Annotated in this window: 16 protein-coding genes, 1 tRNA gene and 5 pseudogenes; 17 read left to right on the top strand and 5 right to left on the bottom strand. The window is 72.0% G+C overall.

What is annotated here, in order from left to right:
* Window positions 1-25: 25 nt before the first annotated feature.
* Together G567_RS34495 and G567_RS0121820 are read right to left on the bottom strand one after the other, a co-directional pair.
* A pseudogene (locus G567_RS34495) lies at window positions 26-220 on the bottom strand (transposase); the annotation flags it as partial.
* Between the two features lie 202 nt (window positions 221-422).
* Window positions 423-496 (bottom strand) — tRNA-Gly (locus G567_RS0121820).
* Between the two features lie 176 nt (window positions 497-672).
* Here G567_RS0121820 and G567_RS0121815 point away from each other — a divergent pair.
* The 6 genes and pseudogenes from G567_RS0121815 to dcd all read left to right on the top strand — a co-directional run.
* The gene (locus G567_RS0121815; RefSeq protein ID WP_028931641.1) at window positions 673-1,017 is read left to right on the top strand and encodes a glycosyltransferase family protein; all 345 of its coding nucleotides are present in this window, start codon (window positions 673-675) and stop codon (window positions 1,015-1,017) included.
* A pseudogene (locus tag G567_RS37280) lies at window positions 1,014-1,106 on the top strand (hypothetical protein); the annotation flags it as partial. The gene G567_RS0121815 and the pseudogene G567_RS37280, both read left to right, overlap by 4 nt.
* Before the next feature lie 284 nt (window positions 1,107-1,390).
* Window positions 1,391-1,537: a hypothetical protein gene (locus tag G567_RS36385; RefSeq protein WP_245585749.1), complete on the top strand. Its 147-nt coding sequence runs from the start codon at window positions 1,391-1,393 to the stop codon at window positions 1,535-1,537.
* Between the two features lie 64 nt (window positions 1,538-1,601).
* Window positions 1,602-1,907 (top strand): annotated as a pseudogene (locus G567_RS32395) (dCTP deaminase); the annotation flags it as partial.
* Between the two features lie 45 nt (window positions 1,908-1,952).
* A pseudogene (locus G567_RS36935) lies at window positions 1,953-2,696 on the top strand (LAGLIDADG family homing endonuclease); the annotation flags it as partial.
* A gap of 189 nt (window positions 2,697-2,885) precedes the next feature.
* A pseudogene (gene dcd / locus G567_RS30510) lies at window positions 2,886-3,221 on the top strand (dCTP deaminase); the annotation flags it as partial.
* Window positions 3,222-3,224: 3 nt separating this feature from the next.
* On the opposite strand, the gene G567_RS0121785 reads toward dcd, so the two are convergent.
* Window positions 3,225-3,977, bottom strand: coding sequence for an ABC transporter permease (locus G567_RS0121785; RefSeq protein WP_028931639.1), 753 nt, complete (start codon window positions 3,975-3,977; stop codon window positions 3,225-3,227).
* Entirely contained in the window at window positions 3,977-4,933 is a 957-nt protein-coding gene (locus tag G567_RS0121780; protein ID WP_028931638.1) for an ABC transporter ATP-binding protein, read from the bottom strand. The genes G567_RS0121785 and G567_RS0121780 overlap by 1 nt, the downstream gene beginning before the upstream one ends.
* 137 nt (window positions 4,934-5,070) lie before the next feature.
* On the opposite strand from G567_RS0121780, the gene G567_RS30505 reads away from it, so the two are divergent.
* Genes G567_RS30505 through G567_RS0121765 form a run of 3 tightly spaced genes read left to right on the top strand, consistent with a single transcriptional unit; the run spans window position 5,071 to window position 7,885 of the window.
* Window positions 5,071-6,252 carry a sensor histidine kinase gene (locus G567_RS30505; protein WP_051233394.1) on the top strand — a complete coding sequence of 394 codons (1,182 nt, stop codon included), beginning with the start codon at window positions 5,071-5,073 and terminating at the stop codon, window positions 6,250-6,252.
* A complete protein-coding gene (locus G567_RS0121770) occupies window positions 6,249-6,863 on the top strand; it encodes a response regulator transcription factor (protein WP_028931637.1) in 615 nt (204 codons plus the stop codon). Before G567_RS30505 ends, G567_RS0121770 begins: the two co-directional genes overlap by 4 nt.
* Window positions 6,864-6,907: 44 nt before the next feature.
* On the top strand, window positions 6,908-7,885 hold the full coding sequence (locus G567_RS0121765; protein ID WP_028931636.1) for a hypothetical protein: 978 nt from the start codon (window positions 6,908-6,910) through the stop codon (window positions 7,883-7,885).
* Window positions 7,886-7,959: 74 nt separating this feature from the next.
* On the opposite strand, the gene G567_RS30500 is transcribed toward G567_RS0121765, so the two are convergent.
* Entirely contained in the window at window positions 7,960-10,236 is a 2,277-nt protein-coding gene (locus G567_RS30500) for a (Fe-S)-binding protein (RefSeq protein ID WP_037057856.1), read from the bottom strand.
* A 533-nt stretch (window positions 10,237-10,769) separates the two neighbouring features.
* On the opposite strand from G567_RS30500, the gene G567_RS0121755 reads away from it, so the two are divergent.
* From G567_RS0121755 to G567_RS30480, 8 genes are all read left to right on the top strand, one after another.
* The gene (locus G567_RS0121755; RefSeq protein WP_028931635.1) at window positions 10,770-11,033 is read left to right on the top strand and encodes a hypothetical protein; all 264 of its coding nucleotides are present in this window, start codon (window positions 10,770-10,772) and stop codon (window positions 11,031-11,033) included.
* Window positions 11,034-11,037: 4 nt separating this feature from the next.
* On the top strand, window positions 11,038-11,466 hold the full coding sequence (locus G567_RS30495) for a hypothetical protein (RefSeq protein WP_037057855.1): 429 nt from the start codon (window positions 11,038-11,040) through the stop codon (window positions 11,464-11,466).
* Window positions 11,456-15,619 carry an ATP-binding protein gene (locus tag G567_RS36380; protein ID WP_245585748.1) on the top strand — a complete coding sequence of 1,388 codons (4,164 nt, stop codon included), beginning with the start codon at window positions 11,456-11,458 and terminating at the stop codon, window positions 15,617-15,619. The genes G567_RS30495 and G567_RS36380 overlap by 11 nt, the downstream gene beginning before the upstream one ends.
* Window positions 15,616-17,538, top strand: coding sequence for a hypothetical protein (locus G567_RS0121740; RefSeq protein WP_037057852.1), 1,923 nt, complete (start codon window positions 15,616-15,618; stop codon window positions 17,536-17,538). The genes G567_RS36380 and G567_RS0121740 overlap by 4 nt, the downstream gene beginning before the upstream one ends.
* A gap of 3 nt (window positions 17,539-17,541) precedes the next feature.
* Window positions 17,542-18,138: a hypothetical protein gene (locus G567_RS0121735; RefSeq protein ID WP_028931633.1), complete on the top strand. Its 597-nt coding sequence runs from the start codon at window positions 17,542-17,544 to the stop codon at window positions 18,136-18,138.
* Between the two features lie 5 nt (window positions 18,139-18,143).
* Window positions 18,144-19,145, top strand: coding sequence for a C40 family peptidase (locus tag G567_RS0121730; RefSeq protein ID WP_028931632.1), 1,002 nt, complete (start codon window positions 18,144-18,146; stop codon window positions 19,143-19,145).
* A 38-nt stretch (window positions 19,146-19,183) separates the two neighbouring features.
* Entirely contained in the window at window positions 19,184-19,615 is a 432-nt protein-coding gene (locus tag G567_RS0121725; RefSeq protein WP_028931631.1) for a hypothetical protein, read from the top strand.
* Window positions 19,616-19,659: 44 nt separating this feature from the next.
* The coding region (locus G567_RS30480) for a helix-turn-helix domain-containing protein (protein WP_154667172.1) at window positions 19,660-19,953 on the top strand (294 nt) is incomplete at its 3' end.

The raw sequence follows: 19,953 nt of genomic DNA, 5'->3' as shown, positions 1-19,953 counted from the left end.
GCACAACGTCAGACATCCTCGTCGGTGACGCCCGGAGGCCGAGGATCTCCCGGTGCCCGCGCCGTTGACCCCGGTCGCGGCGAGGGCGTGCACGTTGACCACCCGGCCGCCCTCGCGGACCTTCCAGCACCAGCGCGTCCGCCGCCACGAAGGTGTGCGGGCCGGCGTCGAGGGGGCGGCTGCGGAACTGCTCGACCGCCGCCTCGAGGGCCGTAGCGACTGCATCGGCGATCGACACGCCGGCGTTCTGGTGAAGCGCTGCGGTGATGGCGCCGGACGGACCCGAACAATCCCGACGGCGGCCGGTCGGCGCCCTCGTTTCCGTCGCGTCGTTGCTGGGCTGTTGCTGCGAACCCTGTTGATCTCCGGAACGACGAAGACCGGCTCCGGAGTGGACGTCCGGTGACTTGGGCCTTCGTGGTTGGAGCGGATGACGGGAATCGAACCCGCGTTCTCAGCTTGGGAAGCTGATGTTCTACCATTGAACTACATCCGCCTGGTACGAGACGCACTCTAGCATTCCGCGCGGGGGAGCCGACCGGGCCGGTCGGCCGCGGCCATCAGGGTGGTTGTCCCTGGTTCGAGCGCAGTTCGGATAGTTTGCTCGACGCCGCACTATTGCGTACGACAGACTTCCGTCACCAACACGCTCCAGATCCCGAAGGATCCACGATGACGGCGTTCGACCCGATCCCGGGCGAGCTCCCGGCGCTGGGCAGTGACCACGACATCCTGATCATCGCGGGCAGCCGTCCGGCGGTGGCCCGGCTCGCGCCCGTGGCCACCGTCATTGCCGACGCCAACCGCATCCGTGGGCTCACCGTCGCGACCGGTCCCGACCCGATGGGTGTCCACGGCGCCTTCGAGGCGCTCGGGGCGCCGGCCGACATCACGCTCCTGCTCTGCGAGCCTCCGGGGAACGCCCCGGCCGCGGTCGCCGCCACGCTCATGCCCTGGCTCGACGATCTCATGGCCGAACTCGACCCGCCCGCGATCATGGTCTACGGCGGGGGATGACCGCCGTCGTCGCCGCGCAGGTCGCGTTCTGGCGGCAGATCCCGGTGGTGCACCTGCAGGCCGGCGCCCCCACCGACGATCTGGCCAGCCCCTTCCCAGAGGAGGCCAACCGCCGGGTCATCGGCCAGCTCGCCTCCCTGTTCCTCACCACCGGGAGCCCGGGCCGGGCGGTCCCTCCGGCGCCAACGTCATCGCCGTCGGAGACACGATCGCGTCCAACCCGCCGCCCGCGGACCTGCGCTTCGCCCGACTGGTCCGCCGCGCCATCGCCGGCGAGTCGCGGCTGGTCCTCGCCGGGCTCGACCGCCCGGCCTCCGCCGAGGTCGCCCAGGACCTGCAGGGTCTGCTGGAGCGTGACCCCGGAATCGAGGTCGTGGTCTTCGGAGATCTCCATGCCGAGGCCGCCGAGCTCGTCACCGCCGACGGCTGCGAGGCCGCCCGCGTCGAGTCCGCCGTCGCGTGGATGTTCGGGATGAGCCCCGCTCCGCAGCTGCCGTCATCCAAGGCGAGCGACGGGTGAACGCGGCCCCCGATTAGGGTGGCGCTCGGCCGATACCGTCTCGGCGGGAAGGAGTGCGTCGCCGGTGCTGCTCTCCGACGGTGACCTGCGCAAGGAGCTCGACGCCGGACGTCTCGTTCTCGACCCGTGGGACCCTGCGATGCTTCAGCCGTCCAGCGTCGACGTCCGGCTGGACCGGTACTTTCGCGTCTTCCAGAACTCCCGCTACACCCACATCGACCCGAGAGAGCAGCAGGACGAGCTGACGACGCCGGTCGAACCCGAGGGTGACGAGCCGTTCGTGCTGCACCCCGGCGAGTTCGTGCTCGGCTCGACGTTCGAATGCGTCACCCTCCCCGACGACCTGGCCGGGCGGCTGGAGGGAAAGGCGCTCGCGGTGGACACGCCGATCCCCACCCCGCGCGGTTGGCGGACAATGGGCGACCTGCAGCTCGGCGACGAGGTGTTCGGGATCGACGGAGCCCCGTGCGTCGTCGTCGCCGCGACCGAGGTCATGTTCGGTCGTCCCTGCTACGAGTTGCTCTTCTCCGACGGCCAGACGATCACCGCCGACGCTGCGCACCGCTGGGTGACGATCACTAAGAACGCCCGCAAGCACGGCAAGGGCCCCACACTCGTCACCACCGAGAAGATCGCTGCGACGCTCCGTGCCCGCGACGAGGTCAACCACCATGTGGCGCTGGCCCAGCCCGTGCAGTACCCCGAGCAGGACCTCCCCATCGATCCGTACGTGCTGGGGGTATGGCTCGGGGACGGGACGAGCAAGGCGGCCGAGATCACCTGCGGACGCGGCGACGAGCAGGTTCTCGACGAGATCAGGGCCGCCGGGTACGCGGTCTGGGGGTCGGGCGGTGAGCGCGCCTTCCGCATCGGTGGCCTCTCACACGGTTGGGTGAAACGCTCGCGGGACGCATCGGGTCGCTTCGCCGCTGACGGTTCGCTGTCCAGCGTTCTCCGGGCGATGGGGCTGCTGGGCAACAAGCATGTTCCGGAGCCGTACCTCCGCGCGAGCGTCGGCCAGCGACTTGCGCTGTTGCAGGGCCTGATGGACAGCGACGGCCATGTCGACGTCGCGGGGCGCTGCGAGTTCGCCAACACCAGGGAGTGCCTGGCGGACGCAGTTCTCGATCTCGCCGCGGGACTGGGACTGCGTCCGGTCAAGCGGAAGAAGCGGGTGCTGTTCCGAGGGATCGAGCAGGGCGTCGCATACCAGGTGAAGTTCACGCCTTGGCTGCCGGTCTTCCGGCTCGCGCGGAAGAGCGCTCGCCTCAAGACCGGACGGAACCACCGCCACCGCGGCATACTCGACGCACAACAGGTCTCGTCGCGCCCTGTCCGCTGCATCCAGGTGAGCGCGCCGGACGGGATCTTCCTCGCAGGACGGACCTACATCCCGACGCACAACTCGAGCCTGGGCCGCCTGGGTCTGCTCACCCACTCCACCGCGGGGTTCATCGACCCGGGTTTCACCGGCCACATCACCCTCGAACTGTCGAACGTGGCCAACCTGCCGATCACGCTCTGGCCAGGCATGAAGATCGGCCAGCTGTGCCTGTTCCGGCTGTCGAGCCCTGCCGAGCGCCCCTACGGCAGCACCGGCGTCGGCTCCCGCTACCAGGGGCAGCGGGGGCCGACGCCGTCGCGGGCGCACCTCAACTTCCACCGGGCCGACACCCGGCGCTGACGTTCAGCTCCGCGGGTCCCAGCGGAACCGGCGGCGAGCGAACCACCCGAACAGCACCGCCCAGGCCAGCACGGTGAACGCCGCCAGGAGCGTCGGCAGCAACCCGCCCGCCTCGCCGCCGGGGGCGAAGGCGAGCCGCACGAGCTGCCCGATCCCGGCGCCGGGCAGCGCGACCAGCGCCTGCCACCAGCCCTCGAGCGGCAGCATCAGCAGCGCGACGGCCGCGCCGAGCACCACGAAGACCAGCGGCAGCGTGGTGACCTGGGCGCGTTCCGGCGACGGGGTGACCACGGTCGTCGCCAGCGCGGCGGCGACCATCAGGGCCAGACCCGCCAGCAGGGCCAGGACGAGCGGGACGGGCGAGCTCGGCAGCGGCGCCCCGAACACCGCGTTGATCACGGCGAAGATCACCAGCTGACCGATCCCGAGAACGACGCTCGGCGCGACCGTCGCGCCCAGCAGCCCGGTGTCGGAGATCCCGCTCGTGCGCATCCGCTTGAGCACCAGGTTGTGCCGGCGGGCGACGACGGTCTGCGTCGCCGTCACGTAGATGCCCATGCCGAGGGTGACGGCGAGCTGCAGCGCGATCACCAGGGTCCATCCCCGCGGGTCGCTGCCGCCCAAGGAGAACGCCCAGAACAACCCGAGCGCGATCGGCACCAGCACCGACGACACCGCGACCGTCCGGTTGCGGAACACCAGCTTCAGCTCGGTACCGGCCAGTGCCAGGATCTTGTCGGTCATCGTGCTCGCCATCAGTCTTCCTCCCCCTCACCGGTCCGCACCGCGTGGTAGATCTCCGCCAGCGAGGCGGGCGCGGCACGCAGATCCGACAACCGCAGCCCGTGCTCGGCGGCCCAGCCGAGGAACTCGGTCAGGTCGCGCTGCAGCTCGACCGTGCGGACCCGCACCCGGAGCCCGTCGTCGGTCTCGGTGCAGGTGGCCGTCCCGCTCATCGGCGGCAGCGTCGCCGCCCGGCCGGGCAGCGTTGCCGAGAAGCCGGCCGGGCGGCTGGCGAGGATCTCCGACAGCGTGCCCTGCACCACCACCCGGCCCTCGTGCATGATCGCCACCCGGTCGGCGAGCGCCTCGGCCTCCTCCAGGTAGTGCGTGGTCAGCACGACGGTCCGGCCGGCCTCCTGCAGCTCGTGGATCGCGTCCCAGACGCGGCGGCGCGACTCGGGATCGAGCCCGGTCGTCGGCTCGTCGAGGATCACGAGCTCGGGCGACCCCCACACCGCCAGCGCGAGGTCGAGCCGGCGTTTCTCGCCGCCCGACAGCTTGCCGACGGCGACGTCGCGCCGGTCGGCGAGCTCGAAGCGGTCCAGCAGCCGCTGGGGCCGGTCGTCGCGGTCGACCATGCGCTGCCAGAGCGCGAGGGTCTCCGCGACGGTCAGCTCGTCGATGAACCCCGCGGCCTGCAACTGCACGCCCATCCGCTCCCGCAGCGCGCCGCGTTCGGTCGCCGGATCGAGGCCGAGCACGCGGACGGTCCCGCCGCTGCGACTGCCGAAGCCCTCGAGCACCTCGAGCGTGGTGGTCTTGCCCGCCCCGTTCGTCCCGAGCAGGGCGAAGATCTGGCCGCGCCGCACGTCGAGGTCGATGCCGCGGACGGCCTCGAAGTCCCCGTAATGAACGTGCAGGCCGCGCACCTCGATGGCCGGTCCCCGGCCGGTGACTGGTTCCACCGGCTGGTCGGTCGTCTGAGTCATGGCTCCACCTTCGCCGCAGCGGCGGGCACAGCGGTAGTCGCGACGGTCATCTCCTACCGCTGACAACCGCCACCACCCGGCATGACACCTGTCATCGGCATGGGCCCGCTGTCGGACCCGAGCGATACGGTCGACGGGTGGACGCGGTGGTGCCGTTCGGAGCGGAGGAACGCAAGGTGCGCGCCGCGCGCCGGTTCGGTCGTATCGGCCTGGTCCTCACCGTCGCCTGGCTGCTGGCGGTGCCCGCCTTCGTGGTGTGGACCGGTCTGCCCGCGCCCGGCTTCGCCTGGTCACTCGCCGCCCTCTACGTCGCGGCGCTGGCGCTGCACCTGTGGCGGATCCGCGAGCACGTCACTTCGCTGGGCCGGCCCGCCTCGGTGCCGTTCGTGGTGGCGACCTCCGCGGTGGCGCTGGCGCTCGCGCTGGTCGGGCTCGCCTCGGCGTGGTCGGGGTGGTTCTGGGGACTGGTCAGCGGCGTGCTGCTGGGCGACATCGTGTCCGGGATGCGGGCCCGCCGGATCGCGCTGTGGGTAGTCGTCGCGACCGGGACCGTGCTCGGCCTCGGGCTGCTCATCACCCACCAGCGCGACTACGGGATTCCGCTGCCGCCCTGGCTCGGGCCCGCGCTCGCGGCGTTCTACGTGTGCTCGATGTGGCTGGTCGACGTCGAACGGGTGTGGTGGCTCAAGGCCGTCACCGATCTCGACTACTCCCGCCGCGTCGCGGCCGAGCTCGCCACCGCGCGGGAGCGGCTGCGGCTCGCCGACGACCTGCACGACATCCTCGGGCACGCCCTCGAGGTCGTCGCGTTCAAGAGCGAGCTGGCCAGCCGGCTGCTCGACGTCGACGGCGAGCGGGCCAAGGCGGAGATGGAGGAGGTGCAGCGGGTCGCGCGGTCGTCGCTGACGGAGGTGCGCGCCCTGGTCCGCGACGCCCGGGCCACCGACCTGGCCGCCGAGCTCGCTGGGGCGCGTACCGTGCTCGACTCGGCCGGTATCGAACTCGTCGTCCGCGGGGACCCGGCGACGGTCACCGGACCGGCCCGCAGCGTGCTCGGCCGGGTGTTGCGCGAAGCCATGACCAACGTGCTGCGGCACGCCGACCCGCGGCGCTGCACGATCGAGATCGAGGTCGCCGACGGCGCGGCGCGGCTGCGGGTCGTCAACGACGGAGTGGGGCCGGGGTCGGCCGGGATCGGCGGCACCGGCCTCAAGGCTCTCGGGCGCTATCTCGACGATCACTCCGGACGGCTGGATGCCGGGCCCGGCCCGGACGGGACGTTCCACGTCGACGCCGTGCTGCCCGGGACCGCTCGATGACCCCGCCGATCCGGCTCGTCCTCGCCGACGACGAGTCTCTGACCCGGGGCGCGGTCGGCGCGCTGCTCGGCCTCGAACCCGACCTGCGGGTCGTCGCGGAGGTCGCGACCGGCCACGATGCGGTCGACGCGATCCGCGAGCACCGGCCCGATATCGCCGTCCTGGACGTCGAGATGCCCGGTTGCGACGGGGCCGAGGTCACGCACTGGGTGGCCGAGCACCAGCCGGACACCCGCTGCATCATCCTCACCCGGCACGCCCGACCGGGGGTGCTGCGCCGGGCCCTCGCCGCCGGCGCCGCCGGGTTCGTCACGAAGAGCGCCCCGGCCGCGGTGCTGGCCGACGTGGTCCGCCGGGTACACGGCGGCGGACGCTACGTCGACCCCGACCTCGCCCTGGCCGCGCTGACCACCGAGGACTGTCCGCTCACCGACCGCGAGCTGGAGGTTCTGCGCAACGTCGACGACGCCGCGACCGCGTCCGACATCGCCCGCCGGATACACCTGTCGCCGGGCACGGTGCGCAACTACCTGTCCTCGGCCATTCAGAAGCTCGGGGCCGGCAACCGATCGGAGGCCGTCCGGTGGGCCCAGGACCGTGGCTGGCTGTAGCGGCGCGCCCGCGATCCGCGATCTGACCAGTACTGTGCTCTGCGATGGAGCCTCCCCGGACGCCGGGACCGCCGAACGGTCCGGCCGCGCCCAACCCGTACCTGCCCGCCGAGCGGCTCCCGTCCTGCCACGAGCCGCCGCCGTTCCAGCCGCCACCCTCCGCGCCACCACCCGCGGACCGGCCGGCGAACCCGTGGGCCCGGCTGCGGCTGCGCAGCCTGCGCGGGGCCGCCGGCGCGGGCATCGCCGGCGCGGCCCTGCTGCTGTTTCCCTTCCTGGACGAGCCGGGACGCTGGTGGGTCCCCGTCGGGTTGGGCGTCGGCACACTGGCGCTGCTCACGCTGCTCCGCCTCGACCGGCTGCTGGGCCGCTGGAGCTGGCATGTCGCCGGGTTGGTGCTGGTGGCCGCGCTGGTCGAGGGCACCCGGCAGAACCCCTGGGTGTGGGCCTTCGCGGTGAGCGTGGGGGTGCTGCTCGCCGGTCTGCTCCGGCTGCCGCGATGGCGGCTGGTGGTGGTCGGGGTGGCGCTGTGCGCGGTGTCGATGGTGGGTTACGCGTTCCGCGCGGTCGAGGTGGCGGAGCACCAGAAGCAGATCGCGGCTCAGGCGGGGAACCAGGCGCGGGCGGTCCTTGGTGGGGTGGAGAAGCCGCAGCAGGTGCTGCCGCTGCTCGATCGCGCGATCACGGGCCCGGTGGCCGACACCGAGGCCGTCTGCCGGACCCTTTCGCCATCGGCGGAACAGCAGGTGGCGAGCGCGATGGGAGCCGTGGACTGTGCCGCCGCGGTCATCGCGATGCACGCCCGTTGGGTCACGGCCGAGGGCGTGGCCCCGACGACCGCGGCCCCGCGCGCCGGGACCGGGACGGCGCCGACGCTCCCGCCGGACCAGCCCTCATACCTGCTCGACGGCTGCGCGACGTCCTGGGGCAGCACCGCGGGGCCGCAGCTGGGCCGGGTGGAGATCGCCTGGACCAGCCCGACGGCGCGCCGCTACCAGATCACCGGCTTCCAGCCCTGCTGAGACCGCCCAGCCCCGGCCCCAGCACGTTATGGAGCCATGACGCGCACAGGGCGGCCCACCGGGGCGGGTGCCGGTCAGCTGCGGGTCTCCTGCTCGACGGACTTCTCCTCCGCCGGCTTGTGGCCGTTCGGCGAGCCGTTGCTGCCCCGCTTGACGGCGGTGAGCAGCAGCTGTGCGACGTCCTGGACCTCGACGTTCTCGCCGACGCCACCCGCCTGCTTCTCGGTGAGGCCGTCGGAGATCATCGTCTTGCAGAACGGGCAGCCCACCGCGATGGTGCCGCCGGATCCGCCGGTACCGGCCAGCGTGTCGACGGCCTCGGTGGTGCGGGTGACGTTGACCCGCTGCCCGATCCGCTCCTCCATCCACATCCGCGCACCACCGGCGCCGCAGCACATCGAGCGATCGGCGTGCCGAGGCATCTCGGTGAGCTTGGCGCCCGCGGCGGAGACGAGCTCGCGCGGCTCGGCGTAGACGTCGTTGTGCCGGCCCAGGTAGCACGGGTCGTGGTAGGTGACCGGGGCGCCCTTGTCAGCGGCCGGCTCGGCGACCGGGACGAGCTTGCCCTCCCGCACCAGCTTGTTGAGCAGCTGGGTGTGGTGCACGACCTCGTAGTGCCCGTCGAGCTGCGGGTACTCCCGGCCCAGGGTGTTGAGACAGTGCGGGCAGGTGGTCACGATCTTGCGGGTGCCGGGCTCACGACCCTCGAACACCGCGTTGAGGACCTCGACGTTCTGCTGGGCCAGCATCTGGAACAGGAACTCGTTGCCGGAGCGGCGCGCCGGGTCGCCTGTGCAGGTCTCCTCGGGGCCGAGCACGACGTAGCCGACCCCGGCCCGGTGCAGCAGTTCCGCGGTCGCCCGGATGGTCTTCTTCTGGTTGTCGTCGAACGCGCCGGCACAGCCGACCCAGAACAGGTACTCGGTGTCGGCCGAGAGCTCGCCGTCGAAGACCGGGACTTCGAAGTCCAGCCCCTTGGTCCACTCCAGCCGGTCCTTGGCGTTCTGGCCCCAGGGGTTGCCCTTGTTCTCCAGGTTGCGGAACAGCACCCCCAGCTCGGAGGGGAACTCCGATTCGATCATGACCTGGTTGCGCCGCATATCGATGATGTGGTCAACGTGCTCGATGTCCACCGGGCACTGTTCGACGCAGGCGCCGCAGGTGGTGCAGGACCACAGCACGTCGGGGTCGATGACCCCGCCCTGCTCGGCGGTCCCGACGAGCGGCCGGGCGGCCTGCTCCGGGCCGGATCCGCGGACCCGCTCGAAGCCGGACTCGGGCACCCCGTGGTGCCCGTTGCCGTTACCGGTCGCCACGGGGAAGTCGACCGCGCCCTCCTCGGGCATGGCCTTGCCGTCGATGATGTAGGGCGCCTTCGCGAACAGATGGTCGCGCAGGTCCATGATCACGAGTTTTGGCGACAGCGGCTTGCCGGTGTTCCACGCCGGGCACTGGCTCTGGCAGCGACCGCATTCGGTGCAGGTCGCGAAGTCCAGGAAGCCCTTCCAGGTGAAGTCCTCGATCTTGCCCCGGCCGAACATGTCGTCCTCGTCGGGGTCCTCGAAGTCGATCGGCTTGCCCTTCGACTCCATCGGCTGCAGCGGACCGAGCGCCTTGGGGAAGCGCTTCGCGGCGACGTTGGCCGGTGCGACGAAGATGTGCAGGTGCTTGGAGTGCAGCACGATGAGCAGGAACGCCAGCATGACGGCGATGTGCAGCCAGAGGCCGACGGTGTCCAGCCACCACAGCGTGTCAGGGCTGAGTCCCGTGAACAGCTTGCCGATCGCGATCGAGGCGAACGCCCCCGACTCGTAGGGCAGGCTGCCACTCGCCCAGGCCACGCCGCGGTAGAAGAACAGCGTCCAGATGACGTGGAAGATCATGAACAGGATCAGCCACGCGCCGCCGGTGTGCGAGCCGTAGAACCGGGACGCCCGCTGCTGACGCTCCGGCGCCTGCCGGATCCGGATCACCGTGAAGACGATGATCGAGACCAGCACGGCCAGTGCGATGAAGTCCTGGAGGAATCCGAGCACGGGCGATCGGCCGATCAGCGGGATCGCGAAATGCTCGCTGAACAGCGCTCCGTACGCCTCGATATAGACCGTCAGCAGGATGATGAAGCCCCACATCGTGAAGAGGTGGGCGAGGCCCGGAATGGACCACTTCAGCAGCTTGCGCTGGCCGAGCACCTCCACGAACTGGGTCATGATGCGCCGTCCCAGTCCGTCGCTGCGGTCGCGCGCCGGCTGGCCCGCCGCGATCAGCCTGTAGAGCCAGAGCACTCGTTGTCCCGCGAGCGCGACCACGACGGCCGTCATGGCGAGTCCGACGACCAGTCTCACTACCACGAGGTCCTCCCTGAACGACCGGCGTACGCGCGTGGTGGGGCGCGAACGCACTCGGGCAGCAGGGTAGACCCCCCACCCTGTTTGCCCAGGAACGCGCACTGGTGACCATCCAGTAAGTTACCGGAGGGTAACCAGTCAGTTGATGAGTGACGATATCCCGTGTTCGGGGCGATAAGGGCATTCTGGTGGCGCAGTGTGGGCGAAGCTACGTCCGGCCGGCCCGTGCCATCCCGACGCGCCGTTACCCGGGTGAGTCGTGACGGCGCGGGCGCGGGCGCGACCCGCGCGGCGCTCACTCCGCGTCATCAGGGTCGAGGCCGGCTCCTCCGCGACCGGCAACCGGGCGAGCGGTGATCACCTGATCGGCCGAGAGCGATGGCTGGCTGTCGGTGCGTCGTTCGACCTCGGGTCGGAAGCCGGCCGACCTTCTGGAGATCCCCAGGGCGACATGCTCTACTCGGGGGCTGAAGGGTCCCCGCCCACCTGTAGGTTCGGCTCGTGGCACGGTCGGGGCATCGCGAGGAGGAGTCGTCATGACCGCACCGGAGTCGATGGCACTCTGGTACGCGCAGAACCTGACGACCAACGGCCTCCAGGGCTGGATTCAGAGCAACATCGTCCCGCTGATCCTGCTCGGTATCGCGATCATCCTGCTGTGGATAGGCGGGCGCGGGGACAACGCCGGTGTCGCGCGGCGCAGCGTCGGGCTGCTGGTCGGCCTGGTCGCCCTGGGCATCGCGGTGTCCGGAACCGGGCCGGAGGTGGGGCAGTTCCTCGCCAGTCTCATCACCGGGTGATCGCGTGCTCGTCCGCACCGACGACGAGGTCTACCGGGTCGACGCCGTCTGGCTCGGGCCGCCGCGGGCCACGTTTCCCTGGCGCGCCCGCTACGTGAGCTACGGCCTCGGCCTGTTCGTCATGCTGTTCGTGATGTTCGTGCAACGGCGGGTCGGGATCGGCCTCGACTTCTTCTCCGTGGCCTGGGCACTGATCGCGACAATCGCGATCACGCGGTTCCTCGGCAAGCGCATCGACTACGAACGCCCGCTCGGTCAGATCGTCGCGCTGTTCCGGCACGAGATCACCGCGCCGCGCCGTCGCACCGGTGGCCGCGGCGGCCCGGTCCGTTCCGGCCACGTCAAGATCCGGCACGTCGCGGAGCGCGGCCGGACCGGCTCGGGACGATCCCTGTGGCCCGCCGGACGGAAGGGGTCCCGGCGTGGCTCGTGAGCGCCGCCCGAAGGGATCGGGCAGCGAGCCGCGGCGGGAGCGCCGCGGCTGGGGGCGGCGCGCCCTGACGGGCGAGTCGGGTCTTCCCCGATACGTCCCGGAGATCGCGCTGCGCTCGATCGACGGGCACCTCACCCGCACCGGCAGCCAGATCATGGCGTGGTACCGGCTCGCCGCGCAGGCCTGGAGCTTCCGCAGCGACGGCCAGCGGGAGACCCTCATCCGCCAGATCGCCTCCCAGCTCGGTGAGCTGCAGGGACGCTGGCTGCACCTGCGGGTGACCACCCGCCCCTATCCGGTGCACATGTGGGCCGAGTCGTTCGACCACAACGCGCTGGACCGGATGCCCGACGTCGCGGGCGCGCTCGGCTGGGACGGGTTCCTGGAGGGCGAGCAGCGCCACCTGATGGGGCTTTCGATGTCGGACAAGGAGGTGTTCCTCGGCGTCGAGGTCTCCGGGCGCAGCATGCTCGACCGCTGGGCGGACATCGCCGCCCCGGTACTCGGCAAGATCGCCCCAGCGGCGGTGCGGGCCGAGCTCGCCGCACTGGAGTCCGAGGTCAACCACCTCGACGTGCTGGTCTCCGGCAGCGGGCTCGACGCCGTCCCGGCCACCGCCGAGGACATCGCCTGGTTGATGCACCGCTCCTGCGCGCTGGGCCTGCCCGCGCCGCGGACCCTCGCCGCGGTGCCCGGCGGCGCGGGCCGGTGGGAGACCGAGGACCTGGCCGCGTTCACCGACGGCGTCGAGATGTACCAGGAGCCGTACGCGCCCACGGTCCGGGTGGTGGGCAGGCTGCGCTCGCAGATCGTGCAGCGCGACGTCGCGGTGCTGTCGGTCGGACTGATGGAGGGGCTGCGGATCCCCGAGGTCGACGACCCGTGGATGCAGCGCTCCGACCGGCTGCCGTTTCCCGTGGAGTGGTCGGCACGGATCTACGTGCGGCGTCCCGAGGACGTGACCGCGGAACTCCAACGCCAGATGGGCAAGGTGCGCAGCCAGATCCGGCACTACACCCACGACCACGACCTCGATCCGCCGATGTCGCTGGCCCGCCAGGCCGACCGGGTCCTGGAGATCGAGGACGAGGTCACCAGCGGGCTCACCCAGCTCAACACCCGGCTCTACGGCTGGTGGCGGATCGCGGTGTCGGGCCGCGACGAGGCCGAGGCCGTGTCCCGCGCCCAGCAGGTCCTCGACGTCTACCGGCCCAAGGTGCAGATCGAGCATCCGGAGGCGCAGTACCGCTACGCGCGCGAGTTCATCCCGGGCGAGCCCCTCGCGTCTGCCGCCTACCGCCGCCGCGGCTCGGTGACCTGGGCGGCGTCCGCGGTGCCCACGGCAACCGCCAGCGTCGGCGACCGGCGCGGCATCATGCTCGGCGAGACCTGCACCGCGACCCGGCGCCCGGTGGCCTGGGACCCGTGGCTGGCCCAGGAGGTGCGGCGAGCATCCGGGCTGACGGCCATCGTGGGCGGTTTGGGCAGCGGCAAGGCGCTGGCTCTCGACACGCCGCTTCCCACGCCGACGGGCTGGACCACGATGGGGGAGGTTCAGGTCGGTGACGAGCTGATCGGGCGCGACGGCAGTCCGACGCGGGTCGTCGCCGCGACCGAGGTGATGTTCGGCCGTCCGTGCTACGACGTCGTGTTCTCGGACGGCAGCGTGATCCGGGCGGACGCCCAGCACGAATGGCTGACCCGGACCCGGGACGACTGGAAGGCCGCCGATCGCCTCGCCGAGCGTCTCGCCCAGGCGGCACGGGTGCGGGAGCTCGCCGGCGCGGTACCGGAGAGTCGCTGTACGTGCGGTTGCGGTGGCCCGACCGGACGGACCGAGTACGCCCGTGCCGCCGCCGGGTTGAAGGCCGGCGACCACTTCCGGTTCATCCGCGGGCACAGCCGGCGGGGTCACATCCGGACCACGCCGAGCCGGACGCCGATCGTGCACACCACCGCGGAGATCGCCGCGACGCTGACCTGGGGCCCGAACGGGCAGCGCAACCACGCCGTCCCGGTGGCGGAGCCATTCGAGTTGCCCGACGCCGACCTGCCGGTCGACCCGTACGTGCTCGGCGCCTGGCTCGGTGACGGGACCTCGATCCGGGCCGAGATCACCGTGTACCACCGCGAGATCGTCGAGTCGATCGAGGCTGCCGGGCAGGAGTGCCGTCCCCACCGCACGCCGAACCGGTTCGGCCTGATCGGAACCCTGCAGCAGCGCCTCCGCACACTGGGCGTATTGGGGGACAAGCACATCCCGGCTCAGTACCTACGCGCCTCCGAACAACAGCGGCGGGCGCTGCTGGCCGGCCTGCTGGACACCGACGGCCACTGCACCCCGAGCGGCACGATCGAGTTCAGCGTGACCGACGAGCGGTTGGCGCTCGGAGCACGCGAGCTCGTGCAGAGCCTGGGCTACCAGGCGCGGCTGCGGACCAGACCGGTCCTGGGCCGCACGCCGAGCTCGTCGGTCGCCTACACCGTCGCCTTCGCGACCGCCGATCCGGTGTTCCGGGTCGGCCGCAAGCTTGCACGGCAGACGACGAACCAGCGATCGACCAACGGCTACCGCTACATCGTCGACGTCGTGCCCGTCGAGCCCGTGCCCGTGCGATGCGTCCAGGTCGACAACGACGAGCATCTGTACCTGGCCGGGGAGACCTGCATCCCGACGCACAACTCGTTCCTGACCGGTCTGATCACCTACAAGACGCTGCGGGCCGGCGCGCGCTGGACCGTGCTCGACCCGTCCGGTCCGCTGGCCGAGCTGACCCGGCTCCCGGAGCTGGCCCCGTTCGCCCGGCACATCAACCTGCTGCGCGCCGACCCGGGCATCCTCAACCCGTACCGGGTGGTCGCCGAGCCGCGCCCGGAGCATTTCGCCGACGACGAGGACCCGGAACGGTCGTGGCGCCGCGAGCGCTCGCTGGCCGCCGCCACCCGGCGCAGGCTCGTGCTCGACGTCCTCACCGGCCTGCTGCCCTACGACGTCGCCCGGCTGCCGCACACCCGGATCGTGCTGCTGCGCGCGGTCCGCGAGGTCGGCGGATCCCCCGACCGCCATCCCGGGCAGGTGATCGAGGCGCTGTGCAGGCACGCGAGGGAAGGGGAGGAGCACGCCGGCGTCGTCGCCGACTTCCTGTCCGAACGCCGCGAGCTGCCGCAGGCCGCGCTGCTGTTCCCCGACACCTCCCGCGACGACCCCTGGGCCGCCGACCGCGACTACCGGCTGACGGTGCTGACCATGCAGGGCATGACGCTGCCGCGGCCGGGTAGCCCGCGAGAGGAATGGACCGACGGCGAGTCGCTCGCCGTCGAGCTGCTCAACCTCGCGTCCTGGCTGACCCAGCGCACGATCTACGACGCCGACCGCAACCTGCGCAAGGGCGTCGCGCTCGACGAGACGCATTTCCTCTCGCAGGTGCCCACCGGCAAGGTCCTCATCGACCGGCTCGCCCGCGACTCCCGCAAGTTCAACGTCCGCGCCCTGTTCGCCTCCCAGCTGGCCGGCGACCTGCTGCGGGTATCCGGATTCGCGTCGCTGGTCAACGCCGTGTTCGTCGGGCGGACCGACGACGAGGAGGCCCAGGCCGAAGCGCTGCGGCTGCTGAAGGTGCCCACCGGGGTCGGCTACGAGCAGCTGCTCGGCACGCTCTCCCCGCGTCCCCGGCACGATGACCGGCCCGACGACACCCCGCGCCAGTTCGTGTTCGCCGACGGCCACGGCGGCGTCGAGAAGATCCGGATCGACCTCGAGGCGCCGCACCTCGAACACGTCCGGGAGGCCCTGGACACCAACCCCGACGCCCGGCGGGTGTCCGCGCGCGGCCTGCCCGGCACCACCGCGGGCGCCGCCGAGGTGCGGGCCCCGGACGAGCCCGCCGCCGCGCTCGGTCCCGGCGACGTCGAGCTGGACGGGGACAGCGACCCCGCCGCGCGCAACGGCCATCCGCGGCCGGCCGTCGACCCGCTCCGCACCGACGAGCTCGTCACCGGCCGGGGCGCGGTGATCCCGATGGACGCCGAGCTGCTCGACGACGAGGCGCTCGACCTGCTCGATGATCTCGAGGAACCCTGGCAAGAGGGCCCGGAGCCGGAATCCGACCGTCCGGCCTCCGAGGTGGGCGTGGCCGGCGAGGGTGGGCGGTGACCGGGGACGATCCGGTCGGGCTCCTCCTGGGAGCCGGCCTGGGGGTGGTGCTGCTCGCGCTGGGGGCGTTGCCGGCCCGTCGGCGCCGCCGCGGCCGGGCCGGCCCGCGGCGTCCGCGGTCGCGGTGGGTGGCCGCGCTCCTCGTCGTCATGGGTCTGGTCGGCGGTTCGATGCTGCTCGGCACCCCGGCGCTGGCCCAACCCTTCGACTGCAAGGAGTCTCCGGAACCCGACCGCCCCGGAACGGGACTCGTCGGCTCGCTCGACTCGCTGCGCCCGGACGGTGGAGAGATCGGCAGCGTCTACCGCGAGGTCGGCTACGCGGGCCTCGTCTGGCACAACTACGACCTCGGCTGCGCCGGCACGGCCGTGCTCGACCCGGCGACGACCACCGACACCTGGCTGGGCAACCAGACGTTCAACGTCGCGAAGTTCATCGTCGCCGGGGTCAACTGGGCGCACTACCTGATCGCCGACGGCGGCGAGCTGCTCTCCCCGCTCGACCGGCTGATCAGCGACGCCACCACGGCCATGTACGAGACCGTGTTCACCACCTGGATCGGGCTTGCGCTGCTCATCCTCGCGGTGTTCCTGATCATCCTCGCGGTCCGCGGCGACCTCGCGAAACAGGCGCAGCGCACCGGCTTCGCCGCGTTCGCGCTGCTGATCGGGTCGGCGGCCTATCTCGCCCCGGTCGACTGGGCGAAGGCCGCCGACGGGCTGCTGCTCGACGGCGTCACCCAGATGCAGGAGGGCTTCCTCGGCCAGGTCGGGCTGGGCACCCGGGACACGCTGCCCACGGTGCTGGTCGACCAGGTGATCTACCGCAACTGGGAGCGCGGCGAGTTCGGCTCGCCGGACGTGCCGCAGGCCGAGGAGCACGGCCGGGACCTGCTGCGGGCCCAGACGTTCACGATCAACGAGGTGCTGGAGGGCCGCGACACCGCGGAGCTCGCGGAGCAGAAGAAGGCCGAGTTCGCCGCGATCGCGGGCCAGCTCGGCGACCGGTACACCTACTTCCAAGGCAAGGCCGGCAGCCGGGTCGGCGTCGGGGTGCTCGCCGTCGTGCAGGCGGCCTGCATCGCGCTGTTCCAGCTGTTGTCCAAGGTGCTCGTGCTCGTCGCGATGCTGCTGCTGCGCCTGATGGTGATGACCGCCCCCGCGCTCGCCGTGCTCGCCATCCTGAAACCCGAGGTGCTGCCCGCCCTGCTGCGGGTGGCCGGCGCCGCAATCGTCAACACGCTCGTGGTCGGGGCTCTGGCCGGGCTGCACGCCCTGCTCGTAGTGTCGCTGTTCCGGCCGGAGGCCGGCATCGACCTGTGGCTGGCGCTGCTCGTCACCGGGGTGGTGACGGTCGTGATGTGGGCGGTGGCGCGCCCGTTCCGCCGGCTCGTGTCGATGGTGTCGCTGACCCGCGACCAGTTCGGCGGGATCGTCCCCGGCGCGGGCACCGGCCCGATGTCGCGGTTCTGGTCGCGGGTCCGCGGCGGCTCCGAAACGGACCGCCAGTCCCGCTGGTGGGACGAGCGGCGCAGGTCCGACGGAACCGCCGACGATGCGCCCGGCACCCGGCCGGAGTCCGTGCTCGCGACGGCGATGGTCGTCGGCGGCCCCGGTGCGCGCACCGCGCCGCGGCGTAGCGAGGCACCGGCCCCGCAGGCGATGGGATCCGCCCGCCGCGCGGCGCTCCCGTCCGGTCCCTCCGGGAGCGGGGGCGGCACGACGTTTCCCGGCCGTACCGAGCCGGGTGAGGTCGACGAGCGGGTGATCTATCGCAGGTCCGATGCGGTGCCGCTGCGCCCCGGTGCCCGCCCGGTGCAACCCGAACTCGTCGACGGCGTGCCCGTCTACCGCATCTATCGACCGAGAACCGCCCAACGTGCCTACGGCGGGCCGACCATCCGCTATGTGGACGGTTGACCCATGCCGATCAGAACTTCGCGCGGCCGCTCCGCCGCCTACCGCTCCCTGTGGCAGTGGCCGCTGCGCTCCCCGTTGCGGCTGGCGATCACCGCCGCCGCGGTGCTGGTACTGACCGTCGGGATCAGCCTCGCCGCGGCGGCGCTCCGGCCGGCCGACGACTCCACGCCGACCTCGTCGGGCATGGCCGTCCCGGGCACGGCGAGCCGCTCGCCGGGTCCGGGGACCGCAGCCACCCCGAAGGTACTGCCCCCGGTCGCCCCGCTGACTCCGACCGCGCTGCCGCTGGACCATGCGCCCGCACCGGCGCTGCAGACCGCGGCGTCCTGGGCCGCGGCCTGGGTCGACCACCCCGAGGGGACCACCTCGCAGCAGTGGCTGGCCCGGCTGCGCCCGTTCACCACCGACGAGTACCTCGGCGTGCTGTCCGGGGTCGACCCGGACAACGTGCCGGCCACCCGCGTCACCGGGCCGCCGGCGCCGGTGCGGGTGGCCCCGAGCTCCGTTCAGGTGAACGTGCCGACCGACGCCTTGACCCTGGTCGTGCTCGTCGTCGACACCGGGAGCGGCTGGCGGGTCGCCGGTTACGACAGGGCTTGATCGTCATGCGCTCGCTTCGGTTGTTTCTGCCGGTCGTCGCGCTCGTGACGGCGCTGGGGCTGTTTCTCGGGCTCGGCTTCATCGCGTTCCAGATCGGCGGCGGTGGCTCCCCGAGCGGCTACGGGATCTGCGACACCGACGTCGGATTCGGGCTCGGCCGGGGCGGCCGGGCCGGGACCACGCTCGCCGACCTCTCCGACGAGCAGCGCGCCAACGCCGCGACCATCATCGGCGTCGCCCAGGAGATGGGCGCGCCACCCCGCGCCTGGCTGATCGCACTGGCCACGGCCATGCAAGAGTCCACCCTGCGCAATATCCACTACGGCGACCGGGACTCGCTGGGCCTGTTCCAGCAGCGGCCCTCACAGGGCTGGGGAACCCCCGCGCAGGTCACCGACCCGATCTACAGCACCCGGATCTTCCTCGACCGCCTGCTCGACGTGCCCGGCTGGCAGGCCCTGTCGGTGACCGTCGCCGCGCAGACCGTGCAGCGCTCGGCCTTCCCCGACGCCTACGCCAAATGGGAGGGCCTGGCCGCGCAGCTCGTGCATCAGCTGGCCGACGTCGCGGCCATCCCGGACCGCTGCGGGCCACCGACCGCCACGCTGCCGCCCGGCGCCGCCGGGGCGGCGATCGGGTTCGCCCTGCGGGAGCTGGGCAAACCCTACGTCTGGGGGGCGACCGGGCCGAACACCTACGACTGCTCCGGGCTGATGCTGCGCGCGTTCCAGACCGCGGGCATCGAGCTGCCGCGGGTATCCCGGGACCAGTTCTACGCGGGCGGGCACGTCCCCGTCGAGCAGGCCCAGGCCGGTGACCTGCTGTTCTACGCGACCGATCCGTCCGATCCGGCGACCATCCACCACGTCACGCTCTACATGGGCAACGGGCAGATGGTGGAGGCGCCCTACAGCGGCGAGTCGGTCCGGGTGCGTCCGGTCCCGTGGGACTACCACGAGCTCGTGCCGCTGGCCACCCGGCCCGGGACCACGCCCAATGCCGCCTGACGCGAACGGGCACCAGCACGACCGGGAGTATCGGTCTCATGGCACGTGATGAACTTCCCGCTCCGGCGTCCACCACGCCGTTGCGGGACTACCTCGACCGCCCCGCCCGGGGGGCCACCGAGAACTACCTCGTGGTGCCGCGGTCTCTCGCCCAGTCGATGCCGCTGCGCTGGCAGCAGGTCTTCACCGGGCTGCTCGCCGACCTGCACGACGCCTACGCCCACCTGTCCTGGCCGGAGTACGCGGTCGTGCCCAGCCGCTGGGAGGCGCTGGTCGATCTTGACGAGGAGCAGCTCGCGGCCGCCGGTTTCCTCGCCGACCTCGGCCCGGACGGCGAGCTCGTCTTCCGGGACGCCGCCGACAACCCGGTGTCCGACCCCGGGCACCACCGGGTGCTCGCCCCCGTCGACGATCCACTGCCGCCCGCCTCCGCGGGCCGGATCGAGCCCCGTCCCGCCTCCCCCCTCTAGTGTCTTGCGCCTGAAATTCGTTGATGATGTCTAGTATGGGCGTCGTGGCACGCACGGGACGGCCGGTGGCCGCGGTGACCTTGACCGACGACGAACGGGCGACTCTGGTGCGCTGGTCGCGGCGGGCGAAGTCGTCGCAGGCGCTGGCGCTGCGATCGCGCATCGTGTTGGCCTGCGCGGACGGTGGGTCCAATCAGGACGTGGCCGCCGATCTCGGGGTGTGGCCGCAGACGGTGGGCAAGTGGCGGCGCCGCTTCGTGGAGGCGCGCCTGGACGGCCTGTCCGACGAGCCGCGGCCCGGTGCTCCGCGCACGGTCACCGACGAGCAGGTCGAAGCG

The organism is Pseudonocardia asaccharolytica DSM 44247 = NBRC 16224, from assembly GCF_000423625.1.
GTDB classification, from domain to species: Bacteria; Actinomycetota; Actinomycetes; order Mycobacteriales; family Pseudonocardiaceae; genus Pseudonocardia; species Pseudonocardia asaccharolytica.
Note: the sequence above shows the minus strand (reverse complement) of the source record. Positions and strands in the feature narration are given on the sequence as shown.

Coding starts and splice junctions, on each gene's coding strand:
- G567_RS0121815 (WP_028931641.1), top strand. CDS start 673: ATGACGGCGTTCGACCCGATCCCGGGCGAGCTCCCGGCGCTGGGCAGT.
- G567_RS0121785 (WP_028931639.1), bottom strand. CDS start 3,977: ATGGCGAGCACGATGACCGACAAGATCCTGGCACTGGCCGGTACCGAG.
- G567_RS0121780 (WP_028931638.1), bottom strand. CDS start 4,933: ATGACTCAGACGACCGACCAGCCGGTGGAACCAGTCACCGGCCGGGGA.
- G567_RS0121770 (WP_028931637.1), top strand. CDS start 6,249: ATGACCCCGCCGATCCGGCTCGTCCTCGCCGACGACGAGTCTCTGACC.
- G567_RS0121765 (WP_028931636.1), top strand. CDS start 6,908: ATGGAGCCTCCCCGGACGCCGGGACCGCCGAACGGTCCGGCCGCGCCC.
- G567_RS0121755 (WP_028931635.1), top strand. CDS start 10,770: ATGACCGCACCGGAGTCGATGGCACTCTGGTACGCGCAGAACCTGACG.
- G567_RS0121735 (WP_028931633.1), top strand. CDS start 17,542: ATGCCGATCAGAACTTCGCGCGGCCGCTCCGCCGCCTACCGCTCCCTG.
- G567_RS0121730 (WP_028931632.1), top strand. CDS start 18,144: ATGCGCTCGCTTCGGTTGTTTCTGCCGGTCGTCGCGCTCGTGACGGCG.
- G567_RS0121725 (WP_028931631.1), top strand. CDS start 19,184: ATGGCACGTGATGAACTTCCCGCTCCGGCGTCCACCACGCCGTTGCGG.